Origin of the sequence: Legionella lytica (assembly GCF_044626755.1) — a bacterium.
Lineage (GTDB): Bacteria > Pseudomonadota > Gammaproteobacteria > Legionellales > Legionellaceae > Legionella > Legionella lytica_A.
In genome coordinates this window covers 43,291-60,009 of the sequence record NZ_JBGORX010000009.1, presented here as the reverse complement: position 1 = coordinate 60,009, position 16,719 = coordinate 43,291, and the positions used below count along the sequence as shown (strand labels likewise).

Here is a 16,719-nt window from a genome sequence, read left to right as displayed (position 1 = left end):
TCAAGGCTTTCTAGCGTGAAACACTAGGAGTCTGTACATCCCTTAATAATAAGACTGGAGAAAATTCCTTGAGTGTCGCACGATATAACCCAAATGTTTTATCCGTTTTCTTCTGCTCAATAAACACGAATTCATCCGAATTAATCCAATAAGGGCTCCAGGCCAGCATACCCTTAGGGCTTATCCGAGTCACCTTTGCTGAGTGTAAGCCGAAGGTCCATAGTGCAGAGGGAGGGCCTGCCCAACTTTTGACGGGAGACTCTTCGTCCATATCGACATCCATAATCAGCATGTTTCCCTTGGGCGACACATTAAGCCGAGAAGCACTGCTCATTGTTCCATTCGGAATAAGTTCATCAATCCGCCATTTTTTAATTAGCTTGCCGTCTAAATCCAACCAATAAATTGAATACAAGTCATGGCTAAAAAAAGAAGTCCCATTATTTGCCCAAGCAGGCATGTATTCATTTTCGCTATGTTTAATCGTACGATAGCCACTGTCATCGGCATTGATTAGCCCTAAATGCCATTCATTGTTAATGAAGGTACTGAATAGCAGCTTTTTACTGTCAGGAGACCAGACTGGATTAAAGTTATTTTGGGAGGGGATATTTTTTAACCGGGTTATTTTCCCTGATTCCACTGTGAATATAACGAGATAACGATTGGTTGAGTGGTTGTTATCCACTACATTGAAGGCAATGTATTTTCCATCAGGAGATACTGCTGGAACATAACCTTTTGCAACTTTTTTTGCATGGCTACCATCAATGTTTGCTGTCCAAATAGAACCTGTACGTTCAAAGGCAAGGATTGGTTTTGCCTGAGCAAAGCCACAACCGATTAACGTTAGAAGGAAAAAATAGGTTTTCATTAGAGACTTCCAATTTATTCAGTAGCAAACAAAATTAAGGCAACAATAGCAAAGCCCATGCCTAATACCTGCTTTAAAGTTAAACTTTGTTTTAAGAATACCATACACAGTATGAGGGTGATCATGGGGTACATGGAGGTGACTAAAACCACCGGCATGGTTGGTCCATTGCGTAAGGCTAAAATGAAAAAGATACAGGCAATGCCACTTGCTAAGCCATTAAGCAATCCATAGAGCCCACCTCTAGCATGCAAATCAGGTTTAAATCCAAGGAGTGTCAAGGCAATAATCCCGGAAATGAGTACTCCAAGGCTAGAATAAAAAGTAATTGAAAGTGGGCTAATAAAAGTGGATGCTCTTGTTCCCCAATATCCCCAGGCTCCATAGAGGAATAGGGCAATTAACGATGGAAAATACCATGAGCTAAAATTCATTCACTTTACCTTATTGGATTGAGTGCTTTCAGTTTGTGCAGAATACCTGTTAGTTTGTTAAATTCATACTGTTTAATAGAAAAATATACGTTAGGGAGGCAACTAAAGATATCCACAAATTCTGTGGATAAGTGTGTGAGTTAGCTGATAATGAAATAATTAATTTGCGATGGGCTGTTAACTATATCGCTGAGCAGCGTTTTTCTCTACAATAAGTTTTTAACCAAAACTCAAGTAATTATGTTTAAACCACTAGCCCTATTTATGGGGTTGCGTTATACGCGTTCCCGGAAGAAAAATCATTTTGTCTCATTTATTTCTTTAAGCTCTATGCTGGGTATCGGCATTGGGGTGATGGTGCTGGTTACGGTTTTGTCTGTCATGAATGGTTTTGATGAGCAAATTCACAATCGTTTTTTTGGTATGGCACCAGAAATTACTGTAACAGGCCCTAATGAGCGTTTAAGTAATTGGCCTGCAGTTGAGGAAAAAATTCGCACGATTCCTGAAATTAAAGCAGTTGCACCCTATGTCGGTGGTCAAGGCTTGTTAGTGCATGATGGTCAGGTTTTACCGATTGTATTAACGGGCATAGTTCCTTCAGTAGAAGAGAAAATTACTCATTTAAAGGATAAGCTGCTGGGTGGTAGTGTGGCTAACTTAAACCATTTTGGCATTATCTTAGGTAAAAACATAGCGGATACCATGGGGGCAATGATTGGAGATAAAGTGACCGTAATGATCCCTCAAGCTACGGTAAATCCAACAGGCATGATTCCTCGTTTTAAACGATTTACCGTGGTCGGTGTTTTTTCCGCAGGTTCAGGGTTTAATTTTGATACGCGTTTAGCCTTCATCAATATGGAAGATGCGCAAAAACTTTTTCAAATGGGTGATGCTGTTACTGGCCTTAAAATGAAGATTAACAACGTGTATCAAGCTCCTGAGCTTTCCATGCGTTTATCCCATTTATTAGGTGATGAGTATCAGGCAGGTAATTGGACGGAACAGTATGGTGCCTTTTTCGAAGCAGTAAAAATGGAAAAAACCATGATGTTTATGATCTTATTGCTAATAATAGCGGTGGCTGCATTTAATTTAGTCTCTTCCTTAGTGATGGTAGTCAATGACAAGCAAGCAGAAATAGCGATTTTAAGAACCATAGGCGCAACCCCTTCAACCATCTTGTGGACATTTATCGTGCAAGGGATGATGGTAGGGATTGTGGGAACTGCCTTAGGCTTAATGGCGGGACTACTCTTGGCTGATAATGCCACTACTATTGTGAATCATCTCCAAAACTTGCTCCATGTTAAAGTCTTGTCATCCAGCATTTATTTTGTGGATTACCTGCCTTCTAAAATTCTGTTTAGCGACATTTGGAAAGTATGTGTTATGGCATTATTAATGAGCTTCTTGGCAACTATTTATCCTGCCTGGCGCGCTTCAAAAACGGTAATCGCGGAGGCTTTGCATTATGAATGATATTATTTTAAGTAGTAAACACCTTTATAAATCCTATACTGATGGCGCCTCAAAAGTAGAGGTACTCCGAGGAATTGATATCTCGATTGCTCGCGGGGAACGGGTGGCTATTATTGGTCCCTCAGGTTCAGGAAAAAGTACGCTCTTGCATTTATTAGGTGGCTTGGATAAGCCGACTAGTGGAGAGGTAGTAGTTAACGATGTCAATTGGCAAAAGCTAAGTGAGAAACAACGATGCAAGGTGCGTAATCAAGGTTTAGGGTTTATCTATCAGTTTCATCATTTACTCCCCGAATTTACTGCGCTTGAAAATGTATGTATGCCATTATTATTGGCGAGTAGCTCTATCCATGAGGCTCAAGAAAAAGCAAGCCAGATTCTTGATGCGGTAGGTCTTGATGCCAGAAAAGAGCATAAGCCCTCCCAACTTTCGGGTGGTGAACGTCAACGCGTGGCTATTGCGCGCGCTTTGGTTCATCAACCTTATTGTGTATTAGCGGATGAGCCTACTGGAAATTTGGATCAGGCTACAGCGACCAAAGTTTTCGATTTGATGTTGGATTTAAATAGAAAAATGAATACCGCGCTGGTTATTGTGACGCACGATCAACAATTAGCGCAACGCATGGATAGAGTGCTAGTTTTGGGAGAGGGAACTTTATCAAGTTAACATATTTTTAATCGATAGGGAGTAATCAATATGGATCTTAAAGATGAAAAAGCACAAAGCGAGAAGTTAGGCACGCTTAAATTGAATGGAGAAAAGCGGAAACGTTTTGCGTCAGAGGGAGTTGACCGTGCACAGTATGATTTGCGGGATTTTGGTACGGTAATACCTACTCCTGCTAAATCCTCAACACATGGTTTTTTATCGCATAAAAGCGTACTTCCAGCCCCAGTTAACTCACCAGATCCAGAACCTAAGGTAATGAATCCTTCTTGAGGCTGAAGCCCGTATTACGACTTCTAATATGGGCTATATGCTAGGTTTTAGTACTCGGCATGTCCCGGGGTACGCGGGAATGGAATGACATCACGAACGTTTGCTAAGCCAGTTACATAACTCACTAGGCGCTCAAAACCTAAGCCAAACCCAGCATGAGGAACGCTGCCATAACGGCGTAGATCTCGGTACCACTGATAACTTTCTTTATTGAGGTTGCACTCTTCAAGACGACGGTCAAAAATATCCAGACGGTCTTCACGTTGACTTCCACCAATAATTTCCCCAATTCCAGGAGCGAGCACGTCCATTGCGGCAACTGTTTTGCCATCATCGTTAAGACGCATGTAGAAGCTTTTTATTTCCTGCGGGTAGTTGGTCAGAATTACTGGTTTTTTACAATGAACTTCGGCTAAATACCGCTCATGCTCTGATTGTAAATCCAGGCCCCAGCTGACGGGGAATTCAAATTTTTGTCCGGATTGCTCTAGAACTTTAATCGCATCGGTATACGTCATTACTTCGAAATCAGAGTTAACGATGTGTTCAAGACGTTCTATGCATCCAGGCGATACGAATTGATTGAAAAATTCCATATCATCAAGACGCTCATCCAATACTGCTTTGCATAAATAGCGCAGCATATTTTGGCTTAAATCACAAATATCATGCAGCGTTGCAAACGCTACTTCCGGCTCAATCATCCAAAACTCAGCTAGGTGACGGCTGGTATTGGAATTTTCAGCACGGAACGTTGGTCCAAAGGTATATACTTTCGACATGGCCAAGCAATAGGCTTCGAGGTTTAATTGTCCAGATACGGTTAAGAAGGATTCCTTACCAAAGAAATCTTTGCTGAAATCAATCTGGCCTTGAGCGTTTTTAGGAGTATTGACTAAGTCTAAAGTTGATACACGGAACATTTCCCCAGCCCCTTCGCAATCGCTTGAGGTAATAATGGGTGTATGAATCCAAAAGTAACCTTGCTCATGGAAAAAGCGATGCACTGCTTGAGACAAGCAATGACGAATACGGGTTACCGCACTAATGGTATTGGTGCGAGGACGTAAGTGAGCTACTTCACGTAAAAATTCCAGAGTATGGCGTTTGGCTTGAATAGGATAAGTATCTGGGTTTTCGACCCAGCCAACAACAGTAATATGTTCGGCTTGAATTTCAAAGGATTGGCCTTTACCTTGAGAGGCAACCAATTTTCCGCGGGCGATGATGGAGCAACCCGCATTAAGTTTAGTAACTTCATCCTGATAATTTGACAGCGCATCAGTAGCTACAACTTGAATCGGCGCAAAACAAGAACCATCATGTACGCTAATGAAGGATAAACCTGCTTTAGAATCACGACGGGTTTTAACCCAACCTCTTACAGTAACTTGCTCATCTACGTTGACTGCACCATCTAAACATTCTTTGATGGTAAAAACTTCTGCCATTTTTTATTCCTGTAATTGAATATAATATGCGATGATACACTAAATGAAATCGGTGAGGGAATATTATGAAGCAAAGAGTTTTATTTGCCTTATTATTTTGTTGCTCGACCCTGGTGCAGGCGGAAGATACTGTATTGAAACTATACAGACCTTATGGTGAAGCCACCGGTCAAGTAATGCCAATCGTAAAACAAACTTTAGCAGGGCACTGTCTATCTCAGTCACGTATTATTGTGCGTGAGGATGCTTGGCGTTGTGAAGCAGGGGGTAGAAGTTTTGATCCTTGTTTTGTAAAGGCTGGAACCAATCGTAAAGAGGCTTTATGCCCCCAATCACCTTGGGTGGGAGATAGTGTACAAATTAATGTAACAGTCCCTTTAAACAATGCGCAAAATGAGACCCTTGATATGTCTCGGACTTATCCTTGGGGAATTGAATTGTCTAACGGCGAACGCTGTTTAGCGATTTATTCAAGCGAGGTTTATGAGGAAATGCCGATTCGTTATCGCTGTGCTAATGAGAATCTATTATTGGGTTATTTACAGCGTTGTAAAACCACTTGGAGCATGTTGGAAAAAACACCTCAGGGTGTGGTCACCTCGGAGTTAAAGAAGGCTTGGTTTTAAACTGAACGTAGCCGGTATTACGCTGCGCTAATATGGCTACAGTTCTACGCTTCTTGCGGAGTGGCATCCTGAAACGCTTTTAAGGTTAAACAATGCACATCAATTTCACGGATTAATGGGTAATCGTCTAAGGCAAAATTAAAACGCTTTGCATTAAAAACTTGGGGGATAAGGCAAAGATCCGCCATTGAAGGACTATCCCCCACACAAAATGGCTGGGTACGGTCGAGGGTTTGTAGCTTAGCTTCAAGTGCATCAAATCCCTTTTTTAACCAATGGTGATACCACTGGGTAACTTGAGTTTCATTAGCATGAAACTCCATTTTTAATTGCTTCAACACGCGCAAATTATTTAATGGATGCATATCACAAACGATCATTAAAGCCAGCGAGCGCACGGTTGCTTTGCCAAAGGGATCTTGAGGCAGTAATGCTGGGGTAGGCTGAATGTCATTCAAATACTCAATGATGGCCAGGGATTGATTAATTGGCTCGCCCTCAACCTCTAAACAAGGCACCAGTCCCTGCGGATTGATCTTACGGTATTCCGGACTATGTTGTTCTCCACCATTATTAACTAAATGAACGCCAATCTTTTCATAATTGATGCCTTTAAGATTCATCGCAATACGTACACGATAACTGGCAGTAGAACGAAAATAATCGTAAAGTTTCATCATGATTTCGGCTTATCCCTGTTTCACAGTTTGTTCGATGGCACCAAAAAGACTCACCCCCTGTTTATTCAGCATTTCGATGCGAATCGTATCTCCAAAATGCATAAATGGAGTTTGGGCTTTGCCTCCTTCGATGAGTTCCAACATTCTTTTTTCCGCAATACAGGAAGAGCCTTTACTGCGATCCAGATTCGATACCGTTCCGGAACCAACAATGGTTCCGGCGCCTAAAGCTCTGGTTTTTGCCGCATGTTGCACTAATTCAGTAAATGAAAAAGTCATGTCGACACCGGCATCAGGTTGGCCAAATAGTTGGCCATTTAAGTGACTGATGAGGGGAAGATGTACTCGTTCCCCATCCCAGGAATGTGCGAGTTCATCAGGCGTAATGGCCACTGGTGAAAAGCTGCTTGACGGTTTGGATTGGAAAAAGCCAAAGCCCTTAGCAAGCTCCTCAGGGATTAAATTACGCAAGGAAACATCGTTAACTAACATCAGTAATTTAATATGTTTGCCCGCATCTTCAGCTTCAATACCCATAGGCACATCATCGGTAATCACCGCGACTTCGGCCTCAAAATCGATGCCATAAGCTTCGTCAGCGGCTAAGATGGGATCTCGAGGTCCAAGGAACGTATCTGAGCCACCTTGGTACATCAGGGGGTTCGTCCAGAAATCTTCGGGCATTTCTGCGCCGCGAGCTTTGCGTACTAATTCAACATGATTCACATAGGCGCTACCATCAGCCCACTGATACGCACGGGGTAGAGGAGAGGTGCATTGCTGGGGATCGAAGGTGAAGGCATTATCCAGATGCTGTTCGTTTAATTCCTGGTATGTTTTTTGCAGTTCAGGCTCAACTTGCTGCCAATGATCCAGGGCATATTGCATCGTCGCTGCAATATGCGGAACACGTATGGCCTGGGTTAAGGTGTGATTGACCACACATAATTCTCCATCTCGTGAAGAGGCTGATTTTAACGTTGCTAGTTTCATAAAGCTCCCTAGTGAACTTCTTTTAAAGTACCACGTTTGATTTGGTCACGCTCAATTGCTTCAAATAATGCCTGGAAGTTCCCTTCACCAAATCCTTGATTGCCTTTACGTTGAATAATTTCAAAAAACACTGGGCCAAAAATATTTTCAGTGAAAATTTGCAGTAATAATCCATGTTGGGGATCTGCTTCACCATCAATCAATATTTTTTCCTGATGCAGTTGTTTTACTGGTTCTTGATGCCAGGGAAGGCGGTCTTGCAACATTTCATAATAGGTATTTGGAACATCCAGGAATTGAACTCCTTGTTCTCTTAGACTATGTACCGTGTGATAAATGTCATCCGTGGTTAAAGCCATGTGTTGTATGCCTTCACCATGATACTCATGGAGAAACTCTTCAATTTGTGATACATCATCTTTGGATTCATTTAGAGGAATCTTGATTTTCCCACAGGGGCTGCCTAAGGCGCGACTAAGCAGACCGGTCATTTTACCTTTGATATTAAAATAACGGATTTCCTGGAAATTAAAAATCTGCTCATAGAAACCAGCCCATTTATCCATGTTACCGCGGAAGACGTTATGAGTCAGGTGATCAATCAGTAAAAGACCATTGCCTACGGGTGCTGTTGATCTATTCGCCCAGTGTTGGGCAAAAGGTTGATGCTCATCATCAACAAAATAAATAACACTGCCGCCAATTGCTTGAATTGCGGGTAAACCATGATGAGCATGCTCGCAATCTTCAAAAGCAGTGGCTCCGTGCTTTAGGGCGTGTGCAAAAGCAGCTTTAGCATCACGTACTTTAAAGCCCATGGCACAGGCTCCAGGGCCATGAGTTGCTGCGTGAGCTGCGGCTTGGCTCTCGGTTGTTGCATTGACTATGAATTGAATCTGCCCTTGTTGAAATAAGGCAATGTCTTGGTCTTTATGGGTTGCGGTAATTTGAAAGCCCATATCGAGAAATTGTTGATGTAGGCGTTTTTTGTCGGGGCCTGAGAACTCTAAAAAAGCAAAGCCATCCAATCCACACGGGTTCTCATTTGTTTGCATTCGTTATACTCCTTTATAAATTTCCTTATTTGGCTTAGGCTTAAGTTAACCAACTTAAGCCTATACTAAGTGCACTAAAAACAATCCATCGGCTATGGGTAGCATGCTGGTAAACACACGTTGGTCATTCTTAATCAAATCATTAAGTTTTTTAATTTCTCGGGTCTGACCGTTGGTGTCTTGCTCATCGATTACTTTACCATCCCAAAGCACATTATCAATAGCAATGATGCCTTGAGGCTGAATCAGTTTTAATGCCAACTCATAGTATTGAACGTAGTTGGTTTTATCTGCGTCGATAAAGATAAAATCAAATTTTTGCTCCCAACCTTCGTCAATGAGTGCGTGCAGTGAGTCTAGAGCGGGTCCTAGACGTAGTTCAATCTTTTGGTCTTGTTTCGCTTCTTCCCAAAAAAGATGGGCTTTTTTAGTCCACTGCGCACTAATGTCACAAGTAATTAAGCGACCATCCTCTGGCAGGGCTAGAGCCATGGCCAAGGCACTATAACCTGTGAATGTACCTAGTTCCAATACATTTTTAGCGCTCAGGGTGCGTAAAAGAAACTGCATGAATTGCGCTTGTTCTGGCGCAACTTGCATGTTTGCCAGTTCCATTAAGGAAGTGTCCTTGCGCAAGCGTTCCAAGGTGGGATGCTCGCGCAATGATTTATCCAAAATGTAGTCATAAAGCTCTGGAGTCAGGCTTAAATGTTTCATTATGCTAACTTCTCTTGAGCCATGGCATCGGCAATTTCATTAGTGGGTACATTTTCTTTTGCTGAACGAGCAAAGATTTCCGTTAAATGTTCACGAATGTTATCGATTTGTTCATTGATTTGGTTCTCTGGAGTATGCAGATACTTAGATGCTGCGAAAATTAATCCACCTGCATTAATTACGTAATCTACTGCCAAGAGAATCCCTTTTTCATGTAAGACTTTACCATGATAGGTATGAGCCAGCTGGTTGTTTGCTGCACCAGCAACAATAGTCGTTTGCAACTGAGGAATAGTAAGATCATTGAGTATTGCACCTAAAGCACAGGGAGCAAATACATCACAAGGAATCTTGTGGATTTCTTCAGTAGTTACAGGCTTCGCGCCAAATTCATTAATGGCTTTTTCTACTGCAGCAGGAGAAATATCAGCAACCGTTAGAGTTGCTCCTAACTCATGTAAGTGTTGGGCCAGTAGATAACCGACATGACCTAAACCTTGGATGGCAACATGAACACCCTTAAGATTATCTTTACCTAATTTATACGCAACAGCTGCTTGGATACCACGTAAAATTCCACGTGCAGTTGAAGGAGATGGATCACCATCATATTTAGATAAACTTGCAACATGCTCGGTGTGCTCACCAATAATGTCCATATCACTTAAGAGGGTACCACTATCAAGTGCAGTGATGTAACGGCCATTTAATTCATTAACAAATTGACCAAACTTATGCATGTAGCCAGTGCGGTCAAAAGAGCCACGTGGTTTGATAATTACTGACTTACCACCACCTAAAGGCAGATTCACTGAAGCTGCTTTATAGCTCATCCCACGAGCAAGACGCATTGCATCTTTAAGGGCTGCGGCTGTGCTGGGATATTCAATAAAACGGCAGCCACCTAAAGCGGGACCTAATTTTGTATTATGTATGGCAATGATCGCTTTCATGCCTGTCTCAGGGTCTACTTTAAAATGTAAATCACCAAACCCATGTGCTAGAGCATATTCTAAGAAATCATCATCAGCGCGTGCTGAATTATCAGTGCTTATATTTTCAACAGACATCATTACCTATACTCCTGTTACGAATATTTTTTTTGCAAAGTTATAGTCCTATTTAAAAATTAAATCAATGATAATTTGGTTTCTGATGAGTTGCTGGTATAAACTAATTTGACGTTAATACACATTTACTTATTTGGAGAAGGGTATGCGACAGGCAGTTGCTAAGGTACTTGCTTTGATGGCAATTACACCATTTGTTTTCGCGGCAGATGCAGTATTTCCACCTCAGATGGTTCTCGATAAGGTACTTTTTCAAGTTTCAGCAAAACAATGGGTCACGACTCAATCAGCATTATTGGGCGTTAACATTAATGTTACTTTGTCGAATGCAGATTTGGTAAAAGCTCGTTCTGATATTATGGAGCGCTTAAATAAGATTGCTGAAGGTGATTGGCATTTAACGGCTTTTGAGCGCTCGCAGGATAGTTCCGGTTTGGAAAAACTCTACGTTCAAGCTCAGGCACGGGTAAATCAAACGGCATTAACCGCGATTTACCAAAATGCTAAATCAGTCAGTGTTCCGGGTGCTAAATATGAGATTGGCAATGTGGAATTTAAACCAAGCTTGGAAGAAGTTCAGGCGGTTTTGGTTAAAGTGCGCGAGCAATTATATCAACAAGTAAACGATGAGCTAGGGCGACTGAACAAGGTATATCCCACACAAAACTACAGCGTAAGCAATTTAGTTTTTGTATCTGGTGAACGTGCTCCGGCGCAGCCGTTAAGAGCTTATAAGGAAAATACCATGATGGCTGTGGGGACTGCGGCAGCACCTATGCCCGAGGTCTCCGTAAGTAATGAACTTACTTTGACTGCGGTAGTGGAGGCGGCTTCTAATCGTAAGCCTTAGTTAGGTTGAGTTAAAAACCTACATATTAAGCCAACATTTGTTATCATTATGGCAATTTTTATCATTCCGACTCGGTTGGGATTTAGAATGGCCTTAATTTGGGTACAAATCCCTCCTGAATTACCGCAGTCAAGCAGGGGTAATTTGGCTATCGATAGAAATTGCAAGGGCGGCGACCATGCTTATGGTTTTGACCACCTGGAGATGTGATTCCAGGTAATAGGCTACTGCCTGACTATTTAAAGAAAGAGGAGTACATTTCTTGGTTGTTGAACAAGTTATTGGCCATCGTGGCGCATCGGCATATGCCCCTGAAAACACCATCGCTGCATTTAATAAAGCATTGGAAATGGGCTGTCGCTTCATTGAATTTGACGTCATGTGCAGTGAAGATGGTGAGCCGTTTATATTCCATGACGATAAATTAAAAAGAACTTCGAATGGTCGAGGTGAAATCGGGAAAGTTAACGCCGATTATTTACGCTCTTTAGATGTGGGTTCCTGGTTTTCTCGAAAATACAAAGGCGAGACAATCCCTCATTTCCAAGATGTTTTGGCGTGGTTGGTGAGTTCAGATGTTCAGGCGAATATAGAAATTAAGCCTTATCCAGGAACTGATGAGCAAACCGCCATCACGGTATTGACTCACATTAATCGCTACTGGCCGGAAGGCAAGGCTCTGCCCTTAGTTTCGAGCTTTTCCTGGGATGCTTTAGTGATGTGTCGTAATTTAGCACCCGAAATGCCTTTAGGATTGCTTTTTCACGAATGGGATGAGCAATGGCTACAAAAAGCGAAACAATTAGAGTGTTTTTCCATTCATTTTAACCGAAAGATATTAACTGCCGAGCGTGTGAAAGCTGTTAAAGACCAAGGATATGTCGTATGTGCTTATACGGTAAACCGTAAACGTCAGGCGCAAAAACTATTCAAGTGGGGCGTCGATGCTATTTTCAGTGATTATCCAGATCTCTTAGTATGAGTAAATTGATTGCATGTTTCTTGGCATTCTTTGCGGCCTTATCCGTGCAAGCCAAACCTGTTGAGCTGGTGCTCTGGCATGGTATGGCGGGGCATTTGGGTGATGAGGTTAAATTACTTGCCAATGATTTTAATAAGAGTCAAACTCAGTATGTTATTAAGCCCGTTTATAAAGGGAATTATGTCGAAACATTAACCAGTTTTGCGGCTGCATTTCGCGCACATCAACCACCAGCAATCGTACAAATCTTTGAAGTGGGTACTGCAATCATGCATTCTACTCAGGGAGCGATTAAACCTGTTGATGCCTTAATGCGAGAACAAGGAATCAGCTTGCCTAAAGAAGATTTTATTTCTTCAATTCGTGAGTTTTACAGTAAAAATGGACAGTTACAGGCTTTGCCCTTTAATCTTTCCGTACCGACCATGTACTATAATGCGGATGCCTTGGCTAAAGTGGGGTATAACAGCAGTAATTTTCCCTCGACTTGGGATGATATGGAAGTATTAAGCCAGAAGCTTAAAAGAGTTGGTTATGATTGTACTTATACTACGGCTTATCCTGGTTGGGTACTTTTTGAGTCATTTTTAGCGATTCATGGGCTACCACTCACTAAAGGGAAACCACAGAAGGCTGTTTTTGATACCCCCCAATTAGTCAGTCATTTTAAACGCTTGCAGCGCTGGCATTCTCAACGTTATTTTCGTTATGCGGGACGAGTCGATGACGCGACCATTTTATTTACCAGTAATGTTTGTCCTCTCTTTAGCCAATCTTCTGGGGCTTATAATAGCCTTGCTACCTTAGTGCCATTTCATCTAGGGGTTGCGACCATGCCCTTGGATACGCAAATCAGTAAGATACGACATGCAAATGTTGCCGGTGGCGCTGCTTTATGGGCTGTAGCCGGACAAGATAAGGCCAATTATAAGGGGATAGCCCAATTCTTTGCATTCATTGCCCAGCCGAAAAACCAACAGCGTTGGCATGAACACACGGGTTATTTGCCCTTAGGTTTGCAAGGTCAGTATGCAGGCATTGTGAAGGCCAGCAATCACCCTAATTTAGTATTGGCGCAAGCGGATTTAAACAGTGGCACGCACGAAAAACCATTAAAATATCTGGGCCCGCAAAATCAAATTCGCAGCATTAATGATGAGGTCTTGGAGGCTATGTTTGCAGGTTTAATCAGTCCTGAGGCAGCAGTACATCAAGCATCCCTACGAGCTAATCATGTATTGTTACGTTTTGCTCGCAATATCCAGGTGCATGATGATTCGAATATCTAAAATAGTATGTGTTACTGCCGTTGCTTTTTATTGTTTTTTAGTTGTTTTAGGAAATATGTCCGATTCTTCTATCAATTATGCCAATGTTGTAAAAGCGTTAAGTATGTACGATATCATTCCTGGTTCTTCTATTGGTGACCGTGCGATTACTAACCCTGTTTTACAAAGGCTTGCCTTTTTCATTATTATTTTTTTCGAGTTGTTGAGTGGGATTCTTTGTGCCTATGGAGCTTGGGTATTATTCAGAGCGCGTAAGGACTCATCAACAGGTTTTAATCGAGCTAAAAAATGGGCGACAGTAGGGCTAACCTGTGGCTTTTTCACCTGGCAGGTGCTGTTTATGTCCATAGGGGGCGAGTGGTTTGGTTTATGGATGTCCCCCGCTTTAAGTGGCGCGATTAGTAGCGCCTTTCATATTTTCATGATGATTCTTGGGGTGTTAGTTTATTTGAGTATCAAGGATGAATAATTAAGTTTTTTTGGGGCTAATAGTGCTACCTAAAAATACTCCCGAATAATCGTGGCTCACCCACGCTTATTCGAGTCTCTAAAAGTCAAATGATACTCAAGGTCGGGGCATTAGTTATACATATCATGAAAAGGAAGGTTGCGGTGATTCGTAATCTCCATCAGGTCTCTCAGCAGGCTGTTCTTTCTTATAAAAAAAATTTGATGAACGAGTCAATGGTGTCGATTGTTGAATCGAGTGCTGATTATCTAATGCAGGTGGTACTATAACTATGGGTAAAGAATGGGGTGGTTGAAAAAAGCAATCTTCATAGTCTGAGGAACTAGCAATACTCTGTGGTTCATTAGTCAATAGCTTGAGAGCCATCACATCTTTTTGCACGGCGGGCGATAAGTGCTTCCATACATGCATTAGCTGGATATTGGCTTGCTCCATATTAAATTGCAGCACTTCTTCATCAAGATAACTATAGCGAAAACCATCAAATGGGATTTTTAATGACTCCAGGGTGAGTTTCATCCGTTCCAAATGTTTATTTTTATCGTCAATCATCGCGACACGGCGGGGCGTACATGCCAACTGGCTGAATAACTCTTTTAATTGTGTACCTTTATCCTTGCCATCACAAAAGATGATCCCGCCTCGGCAAGAAGCATTATCAGGGATGATACTATTTTGAGCGAAATCAATTCCCGCATCGGCAAGTTGTCTTATCGTTTGCTGACTAATGGAGTAGCCCCGAGCGGTTAATCCAATTACAGGTATCCTAATATCTTGCAATGCTTTAATAAGGAGAATTATATTTGATTCTACGACGACAGTACGCACGAAATCTTGCACCGCATTATAAACCGAGAGTAAGGCGATCGGTGTAATGTTGGGGGAAATATTATGTTGCAGACAATGCGTAACTAATCCCTCAAACCATGCATCACCTCCTAAGGTCAGGCGCGGTTTCATGACGGTATTATCCAAATCTAAAACCAACCAGCTATCAAAATGAATCGCTTTTAAAACATCCCGAAAATGCTTTATTTCTTTAATCGTATGACGCATTTGTTTTCTCCAGATAAAAAAGCGCCAGGGTAAAAACCATGGCGCATAGATAAAGATGAGATTACTTGAAAAGGGAAGAGTGGCTGGTTTTTGCGGGTGTGTGATCCACCTCCATTGATGTTGATTGGAAGAATACATGTCGACGCGGAGCCATTGGAGCACGTCGAGATGGCTTCACCTCTTCGATTGAGCTTTCCTCTTCATCGGATTCGAGTTCCTCCTCTTGAGTAATGCTCTCCGTATCTTCATTACTGGCTGCACTTTGACTTGATTGCTCTGAAGACTCACTGAGCTCTTCGGAGCTCGCATCAAACTCTTCACTGGCAATCTCTTCTTCATCGAGATTCGGAGCATCTTTATAACGCTCGCTCATTGCTTGAATTTTTTGTATGTAACTGCGCATACCAGGGGTCATATCTCTACTAAACAAATTATCCTCATCAGACTCTTCTGATTCATCAGATGGTTCGATAAGCACGCGTCGACTTGGGGTACGGAGGTCTGTTGACTTCTTCCCTGATTTTCCAAGTAAGCCATGCGCGAAAAATTTTTGTGGTACCGGAGAGTGGAGCGAATTATCACTTTGTTGTTGTTCTTCTTCACTTGATGCCCTTAATTCCTGAGATGTAACTAAATCTACTGAGCGATCCTGGGAAATATGATGACGTTTTAATAGTCGTGCATGCTCTTGTGCGGACATATTCGGAATAACAATTTTCGATTTTGAACCGAGGCCAATGACGTGTTGTTCTCCCTGATGGTGTTCCATAGCGCGAAGAACATCCTGAATGTTGTTAATTGGTTTGCCATTAATTTCTTTTACAATTGCCTGAATATGTTTTTCATAGCCTTGGGTTTCATTACATTTCAGGATGGTATTGATAACGATTATTTGTTCATGGGTACTTTTTTTCGGGGCATCGGGTAAAGAGCAATTTTCTTCAACTAAATACATGTCCTCAAAAGCAAACCCATCTCCATTCATGTAATTAGGTGTTAAGGGAACAAAGCAAATGCCTGAGTTAATATAGTATGTTGGCATTTTGTCATGTTCTTCCACTGATACTTTTTCGGTATCACCCAAAATGGTATCTAAAACAACCTCAACATCTAACTCTTCCGTGCGGTTATTGGCTGGATTTTTGCGTAATACCCTCAGGGTTATCTTATCACCAATAAATTTTGATTGGGTTACATGACAAAAATCAATACAATTGCCGATGCCAGGGATATCTACGGTGCCTTCATTAGAAATGGGTAAGCCATCAATGGCCAGCAAAATATCATCTCTTTTTAATTTGCCATGGGCATCCGATAAAATATCAATGTTGGTGATACGCACCCCGGTTCTTTTCGCCATTTTGTAGTAGGCGCGTTCGTTTGCATTTTCAAGCTCTTCAGTAATCATTGGTATGGTGGGGAAGCCACGATACTCTTTTTTACTTAATATTTCATCGAGGAAATGTTTTATGATTGGCACGGGGATAATATAACTTAGCCCTTGATGCCCTCCATAGCCTTGAAATGCAACACCGACGACCTTTCCATCAGAAAAAACGGGTCCGCCACTGTTTCCAGGGTTCACTGCGGCATCAATTTGTGCCTGCAATAAACGTTGGCCACTCATTGAATAATTGTCGACTTGAATGCGGGACACAATGCCTTTGGAAATGGACAGTTCGGTACCACCCATGGGATAACCAATAACGGTGATTTTTTGTTGTAATTTGACCATTTCTCCAAAT

18 protein-coding genes are annotated in these 16,719 nt (G+C 41.9%); 8 read left to right on the top strand and 10 right to left on the bottom strand.

The window, feature by feature from the left end; genetic code table 11:
* Positions 1-10: 10 nt before the first annotated feature.
* Entirely contained in the window at positions 11-874 is an 864-nt protein-coding gene (locus ACD661_RS14650) for a TolB family protein (RefSeq protein ID WP_400188617.1), read from the bottom strand.
* Between the two features lie 14 nt (positions 875-888).
* Positions 889-1,308: an EamA family transporter gene (locus ACD661_RS14645; protein ID WP_400188616.1), complete on the bottom strand. Its 420-nt coding sequence runs from the start codon at positions 1,306-1,308 to the stop codon at positions 889-891.
* Between the two features lie 240 nt (positions 1,309-1,548).
* Here ACD661_RS14645 and ACD661_RS14640 point away from each other — a divergent pair, with 240 nt between their 5' ends.
* Genes ACD661_RS14640 through ACD661_RS14630 form a run of 3 tightly spaced genes read left to right on the top strand, consistent with a single transcriptional unit; the run spans position 1,549 to position 3,736 of the window.
* The gene (locus ACD661_RS14640; protein WP_400188615.1) at positions 1,549-2,793 is read left to right on the top strand and encodes a lipoprotein-releasing ABC transporter permease subunit; all 1,245 of its coding nucleotides are present in this window, start codon (positions 1,549-1,551) and stop codon (positions 2,791-2,793) included.
* Complete coding sequence (gene lolD / locus ACD661_RS14635) at positions 2,786-3,463, top strand: lipoprotein-releasing ABC transporter ATP-binding protein LolD (RefSeq protein ID WP_400188614.1); 678 nt, start codon at positions 2,786-2,788, stop codon at positions 3,461-3,463. Before ACD661_RS14640 ends, lolD begins: the two co-directional genes overlap by 8 nt.
* Positions 3,464-3,493: 30 nt before the next feature.
* On the top strand, positions 3,494-3,736 hold the full coding sequence (locus ACD661_RS14630) for a hypothetical protein (protein WP_400188613.1): 243 nt from the start codon (positions 3,494-3,496) through the stop codon (positions 3,734-3,736).
* 47 nt (positions 3,737-3,783) lie between these two features.
* On the opposite strand, the gene asnS is transcribed toward ACD661_RS14630, so the two are convergent.
* Complete coding sequence (gene asnS, locus ACD661_RS14625; protein WP_400188612.1) at positions 3,784-5,187, bottom strand: asparagine--tRNA ligase; 1,404 nt, start codon at positions 5,185-5,187, stop codon at positions 3,784-3,786.
* A gap of 65 nt (positions 5,188-5,252) precedes the next feature.
* On the opposite strand from asnS, the gene ACD661_RS14620 reads away from it, so the two are divergent.
* Positions 5,253-5,813 carry a hypothetical protein gene (locus ACD661_RS14620; RefSeq protein WP_400188611.1) on the top strand — a complete coding sequence of 187 codons (561 nt, stop codon included), beginning with the start codon at positions 5,253-5,255 and terminating at the stop codon, positions 5,811-5,813.
* A gap of 44 nt (positions 5,814-5,857) precedes the next feature.
* Here the strand turns inward: ACD661_RS14620 and maiA are convergent, their stop codons facing one another.
* The 5 genes from maiA to ACD661_RS14595 are packed head-to-tail and all read right to left on the bottom strand — an operon-like array spanning position 5,858 to position 10,331.
* On the bottom strand, positions 5,858-6,490 hold the full coding sequence (gene maiA, locus ACD661_RS14615; RefSeq protein WP_400188673.1) for a maleylacetoacetate isomerase: 633 nt from the start codon (positions 6,488-6,490) through the stop codon (positions 5,858-5,860).
* A gap of 12 nt (positions 6,491-6,502) precedes the next feature.
* Positions 6,503-7,486: a fumarylacetoacetate hydrolase family protein gene (locus ACD661_RS14610; RefSeq protein ID WP_400188610.1), complete on the bottom strand. Its 984-nt coding sequence runs from the start codon at positions 7,484-7,486 to the stop codon at positions 6,503-6,505.
* Between the two features lie 8 nt (positions 7,487-7,494).
* Positions 7,495-8,541 carry a 4-hydroxyphenylpyruvate dioxygenase gene (gene hppD / locus ACD661_RS14605; RefSeq protein ID WP_400188609.1) on the bottom strand — a complete coding sequence of 349 codons (1,047 nt, stop codon included), beginning with the start codon at positions 8,539-8,541 and terminating at the stop codon, positions 7,495-7,497.
* 60 nt (positions 8,542-8,601) lie between these two features.
* Positions 8,602-9,258, bottom strand: a complete 657-nt coding sequence (locus ACD661_RS14600) for an O-methyltransferase (protein ID WP_400188608.1) — start codon at positions 9,256-9,258, stop codon at positions 8,602-8,604.
* On the bottom strand, positions 9,258-10,331 hold the full coding sequence (locus ACD661_RS14595) for a Leu/Phe/Val dehydrogenase (protein WP_400188607.1): 1,074 nt from the start codon (positions 10,329-10,331) through the stop codon (positions 9,258-9,260). The genes ACD661_RS14600 and ACD661_RS14595 overlap by 1 nt, the downstream gene beginning before the upstream one ends.
* 142 nt (positions 10,332-10,473) lie before the next feature.
* On the opposite strand from ACD661_RS14595, the gene ACD661_RS14590 reads away from it, so the two are divergent.
* From ACD661_RS14590 to ACD661_RS14575, 4 genes are all read left to right on the top strand, one after another.
* Complete coding sequence (locus tag ACD661_RS14590) at positions 10,474-11,178, top strand: hypothetical protein (RefSeq protein WP_400188606.1); 705 nt, start codon at positions 10,474-10,476, stop codon at positions 11,176-11,178.
* A gap of 262 nt (positions 11,179-11,440) precedes the next feature.
* Complete coding sequence (gene ugpQ, locus ACD661_RS14585; protein ID WP_400188605.1) at positions 11,441-12,160, top strand: glycerophosphodiester phosphodiesterase; 720 nt, start codon at positions 11,441-11,443, stop codon at positions 12,158-12,160.
* Complete coding sequence (locus ACD661_RS14580) at positions 12,157-13,449, top strand: extracellular solute-binding protein (protein WP_400188604.1); 1,293 nt, start codon at positions 12,157-12,159, stop codon at positions 13,447-13,449. The genes ugpQ and ACD661_RS14580 overlap by 4 nt, the downstream gene beginning before the upstream one ends.
* A complete protein-coding gene (locus tag ACD661_RS14575) occupies positions 13,430-13,918 on the top strand; it encodes a DUF2165 family protein (RefSeq protein ID WP_400188603.1) in 489 nt (162 codons plus the stop codon). The genes ACD661_RS14580 and ACD661_RS14575 overlap by 20 nt, the downstream gene beginning before the upstream one ends.
* A gap of 123 nt (positions 13,919-14,041) precedes the next feature.
* On the opposite strand, the gene ACD661_RS14570 is transcribed toward ACD661_RS14575, so the two are convergent.
* Positions 14,042-14,974, bottom strand: a complete 933-nt coding sequence (locus tag ACD661_RS14570) for a DUF2608 domain-containing protein (RefSeq protein ID WP_400188602.1) — start codon at positions 14,972-14,974, stop codon at positions 14,042-14,044.
* Between the two features lie 61 nt (positions 14,975-15,035).
* Positions 15,036-16,709 (bottom strand): S1C family serine protease, encoded by a 1,674-nt coding sequence (locus ACD661_RS14565; RefSeq protein ID WP_400188601.1) that lies wholly within the window; start codon positions 16,707-16,709, stop codon positions 15,036-15,038.
* Between the last annotated feature and the right edge of the window lie 10 nt (positions 16,710-16,719).

What these genes read in the sequence shown, in the direction of transcription:
- ACD661_RS14650 (WP_400188617.1), bottom strand. Translation starts at nt 874, where the DNA reads ATGAAAACCTATTTTTTCCTTCTAACGTTAATCGGTTGTGGCTTTGCT.
- ACD661_RS14645 (WP_400188616.1), bottom strand. Translation starts at nt 1,308, where the DNA reads ATGAATTTTAGCTCATGGTATTTTCCATCGTTAATTGCCCTATTCCTC.
- ACD661_RS14640 (WP_400188615.1), top strand. Translation starts at nt 1,549, where the DNA reads ATGTTTAAACCACTAGCCCTATTTATGGGGTTGCGTTATACGCGTTCC.
- lolD (WP_400188614.1), top strand. Translation starts at nt 2,786, where the DNA reads ATGAATGATATTATTTTAAGTAGTAAACACCTTTATAAATCCTATACT.
- ACD661_RS14630 (WP_400188613.1), top strand. Translation starts at nt 3,494, where the DNA reads ATGGATCTTAAAGATGAAAAAGCACAAAGCGAGAAGTTAGGCACGCTT.
- asnS (WP_400188612.1), bottom strand. Translation starts at nt 5,187, where the DNA reads ATGGCAGAAGTTTTTACCATCAAAGAATGTTTAGATGGTGCAGTCAAC.
- ACD661_RS14620 (WP_400188611.1), top strand. Translation starts at nt 5,253, where the DNA reads ATGAAGCAAAGAGTTTTATTTGCCTTATTATTTTGTTGCTCGACCCTG.
- maiA (WP_400188673.1), bottom strand. Translation starts at nt 6,490, where the DNA reads ATGAAACTTTACGATTATTTTCGTTCTACTGCCAGTTATCGTGTACGT.
- ACD661_RS14610 (WP_400188610.1), bottom strand. Translation starts at nt 7,486, where the DNA reads ATGAAACTAGCAACGTTAAAATCAGCCTCTTCACGAGATGGAGAATTA.
- hppD (WP_400188609.1), bottom strand. Translation starts at nt 8,541, where the DNA reads ATGCAAACAAATGAGAACCCGTGTGGATTGGATGGCTTTGCTTTTTTA.
- ACD661_RS14600 (WP_400188608.1), bottom strand. Translation starts at nt 9,258, where the DNA reads ATGAAACATTTAAGCCTGACTCCAGAGCTTTATGACTACATTTTGGAT.
- ACD661_RS14595 (WP_400188607.1), bottom strand. Translation starts at nt 10,331, where the DNA reads ATGATGTCTGTTGAAAATATAAGCACTGATAATTCAGCACGCGCTGAT.
- ACD661_RS14590 (WP_400188606.1), top strand. Translation starts at nt 10,474, where the DNA reads ATGCGACAGGCAGTTGCTAAGGTACTTGCTTTGATGGCAATTACACCA.
- ACD661_RS14580 (WP_400188604.1), top strand. Translation starts at nt 12,157, where the DNA reads ATGAGTAAATTGATTGCATGTTTCTTGGCATTCTTTGCGGCCTTATCC.
- ACD661_RS14575 (WP_400188603.1), top strand. Translation starts at nt 13,430, where the DNA reads ATGATGATTCGAATATCTAAAATAGTATGTGTTACTGCCGTTGCTTTT.
- ACD661_RS14570 (WP_400188602.1), bottom strand. Translation starts at nt 14,974, where the DNA reads ATGCGTCATACGATTAAAGAAATAAAGCATTTTCGGGATGTTTTAAAA.
- ACD661_RS14565 (WP_400188601.1), bottom strand. Translation starts at nt 16,709, where the DNA reads ATGGTCAAATTACAACAAAAAATCACCGTTATTGGTTATCCCATGGGT.